Raw genomic sequence first — 14,532 nt, forward strand, 5'->3', positions numbered from 1 at the left:
TTATTCTCCTTTATTTATGAAATTCATAATGGATGATACAAAGATTTCCACTCCAATCGGTAATGCATCTTCGTCAATCGTAAAACGAGGATGGTGATGAGGATATACAATACCTTTCGCCTTATTTCCCGCTCCGATAAAAAAGAATGTCCCCGGTGCCTTTTGTAAAAATGCTGAAAAATCTTCTCCAGCCATCGTTGGCTGTAAACGAACAACCCGGTCTCTTCCATAAAGCTGTAATGCCGTCTGTTCAATCAGCTCTGTAACCTCATAATCATTTACAACTGGTCGATATCCATATTCATAAGAGAATGTATATTTCGCTCCATACGCTTCCGTAATACACTTTACAATCCGTTCAATCTTTTCTTCTGTTTCTTCTCGCAACTCATGTCTTAAACTCCGCACTGTCCCTTCAATCTCTGCTTGTTCTGGAATCACATTATGGGTTGTCCCAGCATGAAATTGCGTAACAGACACGACGAGAGAATCTAACGGATTCGTGAGGCGAGATACAATTTGCTGAATATGTGAAACAACTTGTGTACCGATTGCAATACTATCAACTGTTTCATGAGGGATTCCAGCATGTCCACCTTTTCCTTCTATTGTAATTTTAAAAACATCCGGTGCTGCCATCGCAGGACCATAAATTACACCTATTTTTCCAACTTCTAATGAGGCCCAAAGATGAGCACCAATAATATAATCCACACCTTCCATTACACCTGCCGCAACCATCTCCTCAGCACCGCCAGGGAAATTTTCTTCTGCATGCTGAAATAAAAAGCGAATTTCTCCTTTAACTTTTTCTCTTTCTTCTACTAACTTATGTACGACCCCAAGTAATATCGCCATATGCCCATCGTGACCACACGCATGCATCACACCTGAATATGTAGAAATAAAATCAAAATCATTTTCTTCATGAATAGGAAGAGCGTCCATATCAGCTCGAACCGCAATTGTTTTACCAGGTTTCTTACCGGTTAACTTTGCCATTACACTATATTTAGTAGGCCTTGAAACTTCTAAGTGCGGGATATTTCGAAGTATATCGAATACAAATTGAGATGTTTTTTCTTCTTGAAAAGATAACTCTGGATACTTATGAAAATGCCTTCTCCACTCAACCAACTGATTCTTTGACAAAATAAGTTCCTTTGCAACATCCATTTTTCTTCTCTCCTTCTTCACCAAGTTAAATGCTATTATAGCGTGAATTGTCATTTTTTAAAAGAATCTTCTGAATTTTCAATAATATGATCATAAAAATAAAAAGCCATCACAAGATGACTTTTCACTTTTATAATATAGTAATTGCTTGTTTCCCCATTTGCTCCCACGCTTTCTCAAACTCTGCTCGCGGAACAGCGAAACGCGGATTGTTTTTTAGAGGATCATTTACATATACAAAGTTTTGATCGTATCCAACCACTACTACACTATGCTCAAAATATGTAATTTTCACTTCACCAGAACTTGTATTCCATGTTTCAAAACTACTTTCAGCTAGCGGCTTAAACGTTGTATTAATAATAACCCATACTGGAGAGCCAGAACTAATTACCTTATATAGATCTTTCACGTCTCTATCTGTTAAATTAATTACTTTTTCAGGAACATATTTTTCTGCTAAATTAAAGATTGGTTTATTGTATACACCATATCCTGGTTCAGCTTTCGTATAAATATTTCCAACGAATCCCTCATAAGGATTTCCACGCAAACCATTTTGTTCAAATGGAACACGATGAATTTCGCTAGCAAGTTGCATCTTATCTACTTGTACACCTTTATATTGCAGCAACATAGCTAAACTTGTCACTTCACATCCACGAGGTAATTCTGGTAATTGTTTTATAAATGGAACATCTTCAATCATAGCCGCTTCTTTCATTTCAGATAGAAATTCTAAGCGTAGCACTTGCGCCTTTTGTATAATTTTATCTTTCCCTATAAAAAACGCAGCAGCTAGTATAATTCCAAAAACAAAAAGATATTTTAGCTTTTTCATTATAAACAAAACTCCATTAATTATTATTTTATAGACACAACTCTTATCATTGTACCTTTCTTCTTACTAGTTTGCTAGAAAGATTCTATGAATTATTGTTCACACTTATATCGTTATAAAATTCTAATTATTTTTAATAAAAAGAAAAAACAATATACTTTTTTGAAATATTTTGCTAAAATCAAAATTATTAACATAGTGAAGATATCACCTTGTTAATAAACATTCTTAGAGTATTTAGTCATAGTTCGTTTTTACATACTCCATTCATTTCATAACAAATAAACTGAGTATGTGTCACATCCCCCACTAATGATTAAAAACTTAGAATAAAAACCAGTTAACACATACAAGAAAATAACGGGGTGAGGCATATGAATCAACAAGTAGAACAAACAGATTTAAAACGCACAATGAAAAGTAGACACCTATTTATGATTGCACTTGGTGGAGTTATCGGAACTGGGCTATTTATGGGCTCTGGTCAAATCGTCCATAACGCTGGACCTGGTGGTGCTATTCTTGCATTTTTAGTTGGTGGATTTGTTATGTATTTAACGATGTTATGCCTTGGTGAATTATCTGTTGCTATGCCAGAAGCAGGTTCATTCCAGAGCTATGCAAGCAAATTTATTTCACCTGGTTTTGGATTTGTTGTCGGTTGGATGTATTGGTTAAATTGGGCTGTTACAGTTGGAGTAGAGTTAACAACTGTAAGTATTTTAATGAAACGCTGGTTTCCAGACGTTTCTTCGTGGATCTGGTGTGTTACATTTGCAGCAGCACTCTTCCTTGTGAACGCTTTATCAGCAAAAGCATATGCGGAAACGGAATTTTGGTTCGCAAGTGTAAAAGTCGCAACAATTGTTATTTTCATCGTACTCGGTGGTGCGGTTATGTTCGGTCTACTAGACTTTAACGGAAAACCAGCTCCGATGCTTCACAATTTCACTGAAAATGGCGGGCTATTTCCAAACGGTGCATTAGCTGTTCTTCTTACGATGATTACAGTAAATTACTCCTTCCAAGGAACAGAATTAATCGGAATCGCTTCAGGAGAAAGTGAAAACCCTGAAAAAACAATTCCAAAAGCAATCAAAAACACAATTTGGCGAACTCTATTCTTCTTCGTCCTAGCAATATCAGTTGTTGTAGGTTTGCTTCCGTGGCAAGAGGCTAATCTAGTCGAAAGTCCATTTGTACTTGTATTTGATGTGGCTGGTGTTCCATATGCAGCAGACATTATGAACTTTGTTATTATTACAGCTGTATTATCCGTAGCTAACTCTGGTCTATACGCAAATTCTCGTATGCTTTGGGCGATGGCAAAACAAGGAATGGCAAGTCCAGCTTTTACGAAATTAACTAAAAAAGGTGTACCGCTGAATGCATTAATTTTCAGTCTGATCTTTGCAAGTCTTTCTTTATTAACAAGTGTATTTGCGGCAGATACTGTCTTTTTAGTTTTAACATCTATTGCAGCAATGGCTGCCGTTGTCGTTTGGATGTCAATCGCAGCTTCACAGTTTTTCTTCCGTAGAAACTTCGTGAAAAATGGTGGCGACATAAATGATTTAAAATATCGCACACCACTTTATCCACTAGTTCCAATCGTAGCGTTCTCACTCAATTTCATTACATTTATTAGTTTAGCTTTTATTCCAGATCAGAGAATCGCTCTTTATTGCGGAATTCCATTTATGATTATTTGTTACATTTTATACCAAGTTAAATATAAAAAAGTTGTCACATTTGAACAGCAACGAACTATAACCGAAGAAATAAACTAAATATACAAAATATTCAGCTATCTTCCTTATAATAAGATAGCTTTTTTCTATTTCTTGGATATCTTGGTATAACTTTATTTATCTTAAAATTTTCACAATCACGTTTTTCTCTGGAAAATAGTTTACAATGTAATCAAGTTACAAATGATATTCACCTTAAAAAGTGTGCATTTGTGTCTATTTTTTAACAATATCACAAAAACTATTGCCTTCTATAAATTAATAGGTTTATATTGTTTTATTGGCATAGTTTCAATCCAAGGAGAAAGGAGATTTTCAATCGTGCAACTAAAGAAAACGTTTTGGAAGCTGGCTTCGCTTCTTCCGTTATCATTACTTCTGTTCCTCGGTGGCTGTGATAAGAAACTCGCAGTATTAAATCCGCAAGGACCTGTTGCAAAAGCACAATATGATTTAATTGTTTGGTCATTCGTGCTTATGTCATTAATTATCGCAATCGTATTCATCCTGTTTACAGTCATCTTGGTTCGTTATCGTGAAAAACCAGAGAATATGGACTATGAGCCACCTGATCAACACGGTAACACATTATTAGAAATTATTTGGACGCTTGTTCCTGTTATTATCGTTATCGCATTATCGATTCCAACAGTAAAAGCAACTTATGCTTCGGAAGAGGTTCCGAAAGAGTCCAAACATATTAAACCAGTTGAAATTTATGTTACATCTGCAAACTGGAAATGGTTATTTAGTTACCCGGAGGAAAAAATTGAAACCGTTAACTATTTAAACATCCCAGCTGGTGTACCAATTCAATTTAAACTGACTTCTGTAGGTCCAATGAATGCTTTCTGGGTACCAGAACTTGGTGGTATGAAGTATACAATGGATGGCATGATTATGGACTTATATTTACAAGCTGACAAACCAGGCTCTTACCTAGGGCGTAGCTCGAACTTCTCAGGTGAAGGATTTACTCACATGGAATTCGAAGTTGAAGCAAAAACAAAAGACAAGTATGACAAGTGGGTAAAAGAAGTACAAGAAACTGCTCCTAAACTAACAGAAGATAAGTACAACGAAATTGTTAAACCTGGTGTAGTTGGTCGTATGACATTCTCTAGTCATCACTTAAGTTATGTAGATCCAAAATCACTTGAATATTGTGATTACAACTACTATAAAAACAAAAAATAATAGCTATTATTCCAACAGATTGGAGTGAAAACATTGAAGCTTGATGAATTTTTTGTCACAGGTGACCCGATTATTTACGGCGCTGACGCATCTATCGTTCTTGTGACATTAGCGATTCTTTTCGTACTAACAAAGTACAAAAAATGGAGATGGCTTTGGGATGAATGGTTAACAACTGTTGACCATAAAAAAATAGGGGCCATGTATATTATATCTGCCGTTATAATGTTATTCCGTGGTGGTATGGATGGTTTAATGATCCGTGCACAATTAACATTCCCAGATACAACATATTTAAACGCTGAACACTATAACGGAATCTTTACAACACATGGTACAGTTATGATTCTTTTCATGGCAATGCCATTCGTTATGGGATTAATGAACCTTGTAGTACCATTACAAATTGGTGCTCGTGACGTTGCATATCCATTCTTAAATGCTTTAAGTTTCTGGTTATTCTTTATCGGAGCAATGTTATTCAACATCGCTTTCGTTATCGGTGGTTCTCCAGACGCTGGGTGGACTTCTTACTTCCCAATGGCGGGTACAGAATTTACTCCTGGTGTAGGAAATAACTTCTATGCAATTGCATTACAGATATCCGGTCTCGGTACGTTAATGACAGGTATTAACTTCCTAGTTACGATCTTAAAAATGCGTACACCTGGTATGACATTAATGAGAATGCCAATGTTTACTTGGTCAATCTTAATTACAACTGTTATCATTATTTTCGCTTTCCCAGTATTAACAGTTGCTCTTGCATTAATGACATTTGACCGTCTATTCGATGCTCACTTCTTTACGATGGCGAGCGGCGGTATGCCAATGTTATGGGCCAACCTATTCTGGGTATGGGGTCACCCTGAAGTGTATATCGTTATTTTACCGGCATTCGGTATTTTCTCTGAAATCATTAGTACATTCTCACGTAAACGTCTATTCGGTTACAGTGCGATGGTATACTCAATGGTTGCAATTTCTTTACTGAGTTTCGTCGTATGGCTTCATCACTTCTTCACAATGGGTGCAGGTCCAGCGGTTAACTCGTTCTTCTCGATTTCGACAATGGCGATTTCGATTCCAACCGGAGTTAAGATCTTTAACTGGTTGTTTACACTGTATAAAGGACGTATTCGTTTTACAGTTCCAATGCTTTGGTCATTGGCATTTATTCCAAACTTCGTAGTTGGTGGAGTTACAGGGGTTATGCTTGGAATGGCAGCAGCTGATTATCAATATCATAACAGCTACTTCCTAGTCGCTCACTTCCACTACGTATTAATCGCAGGTACAGTATTCGCTATGCTTGCTGGATTCACATTCTGGTATCCAAAAATGACAGGTCATATGCTAAATGAACGCCTTGGTAAATGGACATTCTGGATCTTTATGAGCGGATTTAACATCTGTTTCTTCCCAATGTACTTCCTAGGTCTAGATGGTATGACTCGTCGTATGTACACTTACTCTGAAAGTCTTGGATGGGGTTGGTTGAACCAAATCGCATCTGTCGGCGCAGTAATGATGGGTATCGGATTCGTACTTCTTTGTTACAACGTAATTTGGAGTGCACGTCACGGTGAACGTGACACAACTGGAGATCCTTGGGATGGCCGTACACTTGAATGGGCTACTCACTCTCCTGTACAACATTACAACTTCGCGAAACTTCCTGAAATTAAAGAAGCTGATGCTTTCTGGTTCATGAAGAAACGTGGAGAAACAGTTACACCAGCTGCAGAGGAATTAAAACCAATTCACATGCCAAGTAACTCTGGTGTGCCTATTATTATGTCTGCATTCTTCGGTCTTGCAGGTTTTGCATTAGTATTTAGCTGGTTCTGGATTGCAGCAATCGGCGGCGTTGGTATTTTAGGTTGCTTAATCTATCGTTCATTCGATTACGATGAAGGTTACTATATCAGTGTTGATGAAATTAAAGAAACAGAACATATAGCATGAGAGGTGAAATGACATGGCGGCTTTAGATAAAAGCTTACCTTTGGAATATCAATCCGAACAAAGCAGATTGAATATCCTAGGATTCTGGATTTTTCTTGGGGCTGAAATTATGCTGTTCGCAACACTTTTCGCCTCTTATCTAGTCCTTGCTGGTCGTACGGCAGATGGCCCAACACCAGCGCAGCTGTTTGAAGTTAAAACACTTTTAATTCAAACACTACTACTTTTAACAAGTAGTTTCACATGTGGTATCGCAATTCACGAAATGCGTAAGCACAACCAAAAAGCAATGCTTGGATGGTTCATCTTTACATTACTTTTAGGTGCAGGTTTCCTATTCTTCGAGATCGAAGAATTCATTATGTACATTGGTGAAGGCGCAACAATTCAGACAAGTGCTTTCTTATCTGGATTCTTCGTTCTTCTTGGAACGCACGGTGCCCACGTAACAGGTGGTATCATCTGGGCAACTTGTGTTATCATCCAAATTTTAAAACGAGGTTTAACACCAGTTACAGCTCGTAAAGTATTTATTATCAGCTTATACTGGCATTTCCTTGATCTTGTTTGGGTCTTTATTTACACACTAGTTTACTTGAACGGGATGGTGGCGTAGATGGCTCAAAATAACAATCAAGCAAACGGGCATGCGCATAGCGGATTCCCTTGGTCACACGTTTTCGGATTTATTTTATCGCTGGCACTAACGTTTCTAGCGTTATACGTGGCACTTTACACAAGCCTGCCACTTTCAACGATCTTAACAACTATTATCATAATGGCTGTTGCGCAAGCGTTGTTACAATTAATTATGTTCATGCATTTAAAAGAAGGAGAAGGAAGAGTTCAAATCCTTACAATGATATACAGTTTCTTCGTTGCAACTGCAACAGTTGGTTTAACTGTATGGATCTTCTTCTCAATGTAATGTACATGAAAAAGACTGCTGAGATTCCTCAGTAGTCTTTTTCTATTCCCTCCCCTATTACATCTACATTACGGAATTAACAACAAAATTATGTAAAATATACTTATTATGACAAATGTTAAGAAAAGTCTTTCTTTATGAAATCGAATCCATATGCGTTGCTTTTCTTCCTATTATATGGCTAAATAAGGACTATATTTATTTGAAGGGAGAGAACGCAATGGAACATCACACTTCTGTTCTATCACTTATGGTTGTCGTTGCAATCGCGTTTTTCGTTCCCCTTTTGTTACAACGCTTTAAATTAAAAGCACTTCCTGTCGTTGTTGCAGAAATTATCGCAGGAATCTTTGTAGGTAAAAGTGGATTTAACATCATTGAGCCAGATATGTGGCTTCAAGTCTTATCGACACTAGGATTTATCTTCCTAATGTTCTTAAGTGGTTTAGAAATTGACTTTTCGATCTTTAAGCAAAAAGGGAAAAAGAATACGACAAACGAACCAAACACATTCCAAGCAGCAAGCATTATTTTCTTATTTATTTTCATCTTATCTTATGCCTTATCATTATTATTCGTATGGCTAGGATTCGTAGACAATGCAATGTTCATGACTTTAATTATTTCAACTATTTCTTTAGGTGTTGTCGTACCAACATTAAAAGAAAATAACTTAGGAAAAACGGCAATCGGACAAATCATTTTATTAGTCGCTGTTATTGCAGACTTAGTTACAATGATTTTACTCGCTGTTTTCGTCGGATTAAATTCCGAAAGTGGTCAAAGCATGTGGCTTCTACTTCTTCTATTCGGTGCTGGTATTGTCATTTACTTTGTCGCAAGACGCTTTAAAAATATTCCATACCTAGAAAGCTTAAAAGCCGGTAGTGTACAAATTGATACACGAGCTGTTTTCGCACTCATCTTAATATTAGTTGGATTATCTGAATCAGTTGGTGCAGAAAACATTTTGGGAGCCTTTTTAGCAGGTGTACTCGTATCTTTATTATCACCAAATGAAGATATGGTTGAAAAACTTGATTCCATCGGATATGGTTTCTTCATCCCTATTTTCTTCGTAATGGTTGGTGTAAATCTAGAAGTATGGTCTATTTTTAAAGAGCCTTCTAGTATGCTAATGATTCCAATTTTAATTGTGGGACTCTTTATTTCAAAACTGTTGCCATCACTTGTCTTACGAAAATGGTACCCACGCAATATCGTACTCGGAAGTGCCATTTTATTAACATCGACACTTTCTTTAGTTATTGCAGCTGCACAAATCGGTGAAAAACTAGAAATCATTAGTCCAAGTTTATCAGCATCTCTTATTTTAAGCGCAGTTATTACTTGTATTTTTGCACCTATATTATTTAAAAAGATGTTCCCAAAAGTGGAAACACCAAAACCGAAAGTATCTATTATTGGAGCAAGCAGAATTACCCTTCCGTTATCACTTGATTTAAAACGCGAAGATTATGACGTAACACTATATATGATACGCCAAAATAAACTAGATGATGAGGAAGTGAAATCTCATGACTTCCCTATCGTTAAACTTGATGAAATTACAATTGAATCCTTAACTGAACAAACAGCATTTGATGTAGATCGCGTTGTTGTTGCAACAAGCGATGATGAACAAAACTTATTATTAGCAGAACATGCAAAAGAGTTAGGTGTTGAACATGTCATCGCAAGCGTAGAAGATCCCCTTCTACAAGAAAAAGCAACGCAAGAACATATTGCGGTATTCTCGACAATTAACTCTACACGTATTTTATTACGTGCCCTTATTGATAAGCCAAGTCTCGTTCGCTTAATTACAACAGCGAACGAAACAGTACGTGAAGTTGAACTGCGTAGCAATAAATATAACGGTGTTGCACTTCGTCGCCTTCCGTTTTTAGGTGATGTACTCGTCATTCAAATTTATCGTGGGAATAAAGCATTAATACCACATGGTGATACGAAGCTACAACACGGTGATATATTACTTGTAACAGGTTCAAAAGAACATATCGATACACTGAAAAGCATATTAGAATAGAAAAATGCCCCTCACATAATTGAGGGGCATTTTTTGCATTCTATATGGTAAAATGTTACTATCACATATTATGGGGATGAATCACAATGTCTATTGCAACTTTAGCTCTTTTATTATTAGCAGAAGTACTCGTCGCCATTATTCTTATCGGTATTAGTATTGAAATTTGTAGCTATGGCTGGAAAAAGTCAAATGGAGTCAAATACTCTTGCCTCTTACTTTCACTCATTCTTGGAACCGCTAGCATACTTGGACTTTTAGCTGCACCTGCATATTTCTTTTTACAACTTGTAGAAAATGGACTGTAAGAAAGGATGATACGATGATTACCATAAAACATATTGATGCATCTGAAACATATTTATTTCGTCAAACGATTTTGCGTCCCAATCAGCCCTTAGAAGACTGTAAATACCCTTCCGACTACGAAACAGACTCCTTCCACTTAGGTGGATTTCTAAACGATGCACTCGTTAGTATCGCTTCCTTCTCACAAGAAATATACCCCGACTTACCAAACGGTATCCATTATCGCCTACGAGGAATGGCAACATCACCTACATTCCGAAATCAACGCGCTGGAAGCTCCTTAATCCATAAAGCCGAACAAATCTTGCAAGAGCGTAACGCAAACATTTTATGGTGTAACGGCCGAATTACAGTAACCAACTATTACAAGCTACTCGGATTCCTGGAGCATGGTGAAATCTTTGAAATTGATAACCTTGGACTACATAAAGTAATGTATAAAGAACTATAAGAAAAGCTTTCCCATATTGGGGAAAGCTTTTCTTATAGTTCAATCTTCACTTTTTATCTTTTTCATATATATGTATGCAAACAAGCTAGGAATTAAAAAGCAAGCAAACATAATAAGTCCTGTTATACTAATTTCCTTTATCGAAATATCAGGTGTTGCAATGATACAAATAGCTAACATACCAATAACAAATGCAACAGGAATTAATAATAACTTCATGAAATAACGACGGGATACCCCTCCTGTATGCTCATACACTTCCACCGAATTTTTTAAATTAAAAAAGTTAATGACTACAATCCCGCCCATAAATACCATTAATAGGTCAGACACACTTTCATAGCCCGCACCTTGTAAAACGTAACGATAAAAAACAATACCCAGTATGACGATATTTTGTAAGATGAAAGCCAATCTAATATATTTTAACCCCTCGATCATTAAACTTTCATCTTTCACGATTTTCACCCTATCACTCCTGTTCCTCCCAAAATAAATCATCCAATGTTTTATCTACCGCATAACAAATTTTCAAACATAAATCTAAAGACGGATTGTATTTCCCCTTCTCAATTAAACTAATCGTTTGCCTTGTAATGCCTACTTTTTCTGCTAATTGTTGCTGTGTTAAATCTAACTGAACACGCGCGACTTTTATTTTACTTACAGCCATTCATGTTCCTCCTCTGCCTTTATTGTAACATATATATTCCATTAAGTAATTTATATTTTGCGTAAAGGGTTTTAGTTTCACTTTATTATACACAAAAAAGGAACCCCTCATAAGAAGCTCCTCTTCCATCTCTATATTATAAGAATAAATGACATCCAAATAAAAATGTAAATAAGTATAGTAACGGATGTACTTCCTTCCCTTTACCCTTCACAATTTTCAAGATTGGATATACTAAAAATCCAATTGCAATTCCATTTGCAATACTAGACGTTAATGGAATACCTATAAAAATTAAAAATGCTGGTAATGCATCTTCAAACTCATTCCAATTAATATCACGTATACTTTGCGCCATTAAACTACCTACAATAATTAATGAAGGAGCTGTAATAGCAGCTACACTTGATAAAGACGCGATAACAGGACTGAAAAATGCCGTTATAATTGTTAGTCCAACAACCACAATACCTGTTAATCCAGTTTTACCACCTGCAGCAATACCCGCTGACGATTCAATCGTCGCTGCTGTTGGGCTTGTTCCAAAGATAGAACCTGTCGTTCCGCCAATCGCATCTGCGATAAATGCTTTACCAAAACGCTTCTCCGTATTATCTGTAATTAAACCTGCTTGTTTAATTAAACCAAGTAATGCACCTGTCGTATCAAATAAAAGCACAAGTAAAAATGAAAATACAACACCATATAATCCGTATTCAACTACATCTGAAAATGCATTGATTGGATTTGAAACGATAATTCCTTCTGGTAAATGAGGCATCGCAACAATTTTATCTGCAAACTTCAGTTGCCCTGTAAAGAAGGCGATAACTCCTGTCACAAGCATACTAATAAATAATGCACCACTCACACGTAATGTCATTAATACCGCCGCTAAAATTAAACCAATTAAAGTTAATATAACGGCTGGAGAATGAAAATCACCAATCGTAACTAAATTTGATGGATGATCCACGATAATTCCAGAAAGGCGTAATCCAATGAACGCAATAAATAGTCCAATTCCACCTGCAATTGCATGCTTTAAACTATCAGGAATTGCAACAATTAGCTTTTGCCTAAATGAAGTGAAAGATAATAAAAGAAAAATGATACCTGTTACAAATACTGCTGAAAACGCAATGACATATGTAATCCCCTCTGCCTGTTGAACAACAGAATAAGCAAAATATGCATTCATTCCCATAGCTGGAGCAATAACGATTGGATAGTTAGCTAAAAACGACATACATAGCGTCCCAATAACTGTCGCAATAATAGTTGCCGTAAAAGCTTGATCAAATGGTACACCTGCATCAGATAATATTTTCGGATTGATGACAAGAATATACGCAAATGTAAAAAAAGTTGTGATGCCAGCTAAAAGCTCTTGCTTCACAGAAGTGTTATATTTTTGTAATTGAAACATGCTTATGTACCCTTCCTACATCTGAATTATTATTACATATTCTTTTCTTACTAGTATGTGAGAAAATATAATACTTAATCTTAACAATCAATAAAAAGAAGAGTCAATATATTCTCTAATAGTGAGAATTTTAAGTTTAAGTCTGACAAGTTCAGATGTAGTACAGTTCTTTATGATTATTTTTGTAGCATAACAGATAGAAATGTTTTATAATTTGAAATAGTTAAATATTTAGCGCAAACATTCAAATATCGGTCATTCTACAAGGGGGATTCTTCTTATGCAGCACTCAAACAAATCTGGAACTTTAAACCGTGGTTTAAAAGAACGACATATTACTTTAATGTCACTTGGTTCAGCTATTGGCGTTGGCCTATTTTTAGGATCCGCTTCTGCTATTAAACTAGCTGGCCCTTCTATTTTGCTAGGCTATATGATCGCCGGACTCGTTATTTTTTTCATTATGCGAGCACTTGGAGAAATGGCAATTGAACAGCCTGTTGCTGGTTCTTTTAGTAAATATGCAAATGATTATATTGGACCACTAGCTGGCTATATTACCGGTTGGAACTATTGGTTCTTATGGGTTGTTACTTGTATGGCTGAAATTACGGCAGCAGGGATTTATATGCAGTACTGGTTCCCAGATATTCCACGCTGGACTTGGGCACTCTTAGCTCTATTATTAATGAGCGCTTTCAACTTCTTATCCGTAAAAGTATTTGGAGAACTTGAGTTTTGGTTTGCTCTCATTAAAATTGTCACAATTATCTGTATGATAGTTGTTGGAGCTGGAATTATTTTATTCGGATTCGGAAATGGCGGAATCGCTACTGGTATTTCAAATCTTTGGTCACATGGCGGCTGGTTCCCAAATGGATTTTCTGGGTTACTGCTCTCTTTACAGATGGTGTTATTCGCTTATTTAGGGGTTGAACTAATCGGTGTTACAGCTGGTGAAGCTCAAAATCCAAAGAAAACACTCGCAAAAGCGATTGATAACGTATTTTGGAGAATATTAATCTTCTACGTCGGGGCATTATTCGTCATGATGGCAATTTATCCATGGAACGAACTTGGTGAGAAAGGAAGCCCATTCGTATTAACATTCGAGCAAATCGGTATCGCAAAGGCTGCTGGAATTATTAACTTTGTTGTATTAACAGCTGCACTTTCTTCTTGTAACGGTGGTTTATTTAGTACAGGCCGTATGCTATTTACTTTGGCACAACAAAAGAAAGCTCCTGAAAGATTTGGTCGTTTAAATAAAAACGGAATTCCAAGTCAAGGAATTATAGCAACTGCAATCGTTTTACTCGTTGGTGTTATATTAAACTATCTTGTTCCTGCAAAAGTATTTACATGGCTTACTAGCATTTCCACTTTCGGGGCAATTTGGACTTGGGGCGTTATTTTAGTCGCTCAAATTAAATTCCGTAAAGGATTGCAAACTGATAAAAAGGACAAGCTAACATATAAAATGCCTTTACATCCATTAAGTTCATATTTCTCACTCGCTTTCCTTGTATTAGTATTAGGTATAATGGCCTATTCGGAAGATACACGAATCGCATTGATTGTTGGCCCAGTTTGGCTTATCGGCTTAGCGATCGTATATTACATGAAAGGGTTTCATAAGAGTGATGAAACACCTAATTCAAAAATAAGTTAAACCTGTGATCTCTTCCTATTTACCGGGAAGAGATTTTTTCATTATTCACATAAATATTTCTCAATTAAATTAACGTTATCTTTACAC

14 protein-coding genes are annotated in these 14,532 nt (G+C 36.3%); 9 read left to right on the forward strand and 5 right to left on the reverse strand.

Features of this window, described 5'->3' with window-relative positions; all coding sequences use genetic code 11:
• Together MR065_RS16780 and MR065_RS16785 are read right to left on the reverse strand one after the other, a co-directional pair.
• Window positions 1-1,176 (reverse strand): amidohydrolase, encoded by a 1,176-nt coding sequence (locus MR065_RS16780; protein ID WP_242214461.1) that lies wholly within the window; start codon window positions 1,174-1,176, stop codon window positions 1-3.
• Between the two features lie 130 nt (window positions 1,177-1,306).
• Window positions 1,307-2,017 (reverse strand): C39 family peptidase, encoded by a 711-nt coding sequence (locus MR065_RS16785; protein WP_242214462.1) that lies wholly within the window; start codon window positions 2,015-2,017, stop codon window positions 1,307-1,309.
• Window positions 2,018-2,391: 374 nt separating this feature from the next.
• On the opposite strand from MR065_RS16785, the gene MR065_RS16790 reads away from it, so the two are divergent.
• The 8 genes from MR065_RS16790 (at window position 2,392) to MR065_RS16825 (ending at window position 10,671) form a co-directional block, all read left to right on the forward strand.
• Window positions 2,392-3,807, forward strand: coding sequence for an amino acid permease (locus MR065_RS16790; protein WP_242214463.1), 1,416 nt, complete (start codon window positions 2,392-2,394; stop codon window positions 3,805-3,807).
• 282 nt (window positions 3,808-4,089) lie between these two features.
• Complete coding sequence (locus MR065_RS16795) at window positions 4,090-4,965, forward strand: cytochrome aa3 quinol oxidase subunit II (protein ID WP_242214464.1); 876 nt, start codon at window positions 4,090-4,092, stop codon at window positions 4,963-4,965.
• Window positions 4,966-4,998: 33 nt separating this feature from the next.
• The gene (gene qoxB, locus MR065_RS16800; protein ID WP_141436478.1) at window positions 4,999-6,933 is read left to right on the forward strand and encodes a cytochrome aa3 quinol oxidase subunit I; all 1,935 of its coding nucleotides are present in this window, start codon (window positions 4,999-5,001) and stop codon (window positions 6,931-6,933) included.
• A gap of 13 nt (window positions 6,934-6,946) precedes the next feature.
• On the forward strand, window positions 6,947-7,549 hold the full coding sequence (gene qoxC / locus MR065_RS16805) for a cytochrome aa3 quinol oxidase subunit III (protein ID WP_000729319.1): 603 nt from the start codon (window positions 6,947-6,949) through the stop codon (window positions 7,547-7,549).
• On the forward strand, window positions 7,550-7,861 hold the full coding sequence (qoxD, locus tag MR065_RS16810; protein ID WP_002174911.1) for a cytochrome aa3 quinol oxidase subunit IV: 312 nt from the start codon (window positions 7,550-7,552) through the stop codon (window positions 7,859-7,861). It begins immediately after the preceding gene.
• Window positions 7,862-8,081: 220 nt separating this feature from the next.
• On the forward strand, window positions 8,082-9,911 hold the full coding sequence (locus MR065_RS16815; RefSeq protein ID WP_098269191.1) for a monovalent cation:proton antiporter family protein: 1,830 nt from the start codon (window positions 8,082-8,084) through the stop codon (window positions 9,909-9,911).
• Between the two features lie 86 nt (window positions 9,912-9,997).
• A complete protein-coding gene (locus MR065_RS16820; protein ID WP_097905247.1) occupies window positions 9,998-10,219 on the forward strand; it encodes a DUF4022 family protein in 222 nt (73 codons plus the stop codon).
• Window positions 10,220-10,233: 14 nt separating this feature from the next.
• Window positions 10,234-10,671: a GNAT family N-acetyltransferase gene (locus MR065_RS16825; protein ID WP_242214465.1), complete on the forward strand. Its 438-nt coding sequence runs from the start codon at window positions 10,234-10,236 to the stop codon at window positions 10,669-10,671.
• Between the two features lie 39 nt (window positions 10,672-10,710).
• Here the strand turns inward: MR065_RS16825 and MR065_RS16830 are convergent, their stop codons facing one another.
• The 3 genes from MR065_RS16830 to MR065_RS16840 all read right to left on the reverse strand — a co-directional run bounded on the left by MR065_RS16830 (window position 10,711) and on the right by MR065_RS16840 (window position 12,773).
• The gene (locus MR065_RS16830) at window positions 10,711-11,139 is read right to left on the reverse strand and encodes a hypothetical protein (protein WP_242214466.1); all 429 of its coding nucleotides are present in this window, start codon (window positions 11,137-11,139) and stop codon (window positions 10,711-10,713) included.
• 4 nt (window positions 11,140-11,143) lie between these two features.
• Window positions 11,144-11,344: a helix-turn-helix transcriptional regulator gene (locus MR065_RS16835; protein ID WP_242214467.1), complete on the reverse strand. Its 201-nt coding sequence runs from the start codon at window positions 11,342-11,344 to the stop codon at window positions 11,144-11,146.
• A 136-nt stretch (window positions 11,345-11,480) separates the two neighbouring features.
• Window positions 11,481-12,773 carry an NCS2 family permease gene (locus tag MR065_RS16840; protein WP_242214468.1) on the reverse strand — a complete coding sequence of 431 codons (1,293 nt, stop codon included), beginning with the start codon at window positions 12,771-12,773 and terminating at the stop codon, window positions 11,481-11,483.
• A gap of 280 nt (window positions 12,774-13,053) precedes the next feature.
• Between MR065_RS16840 and MR065_RS16845 the strand changes: the two genes are divergently transcribed.
• The gene (locus MR065_RS16845) at window positions 13,054-14,445 is read left to right on the forward strand and encodes an amino acid permease (RefSeq protein WP_097905251.1); all 1,392 of its coding nucleotides are present in this window, start codon (window positions 13,054-13,056) and stop codon (window positions 14,443-14,445) included.
• The last annotated feature ends 87 nt before the right edge of the window (window positions 14,446-14,532 follow it).

The sequence above is a fragment of the Bacillus cereus group sp. BfR-BA-01383 genome (genome assembly GCF_022663495.1).
Taxonomy (GTDB): domain Bacteria; phylum Bacillota; class Bacilli; order Bacillales; family Bacillaceae_G; genus Bacillus_A; species Bacillus_A cereus_AU.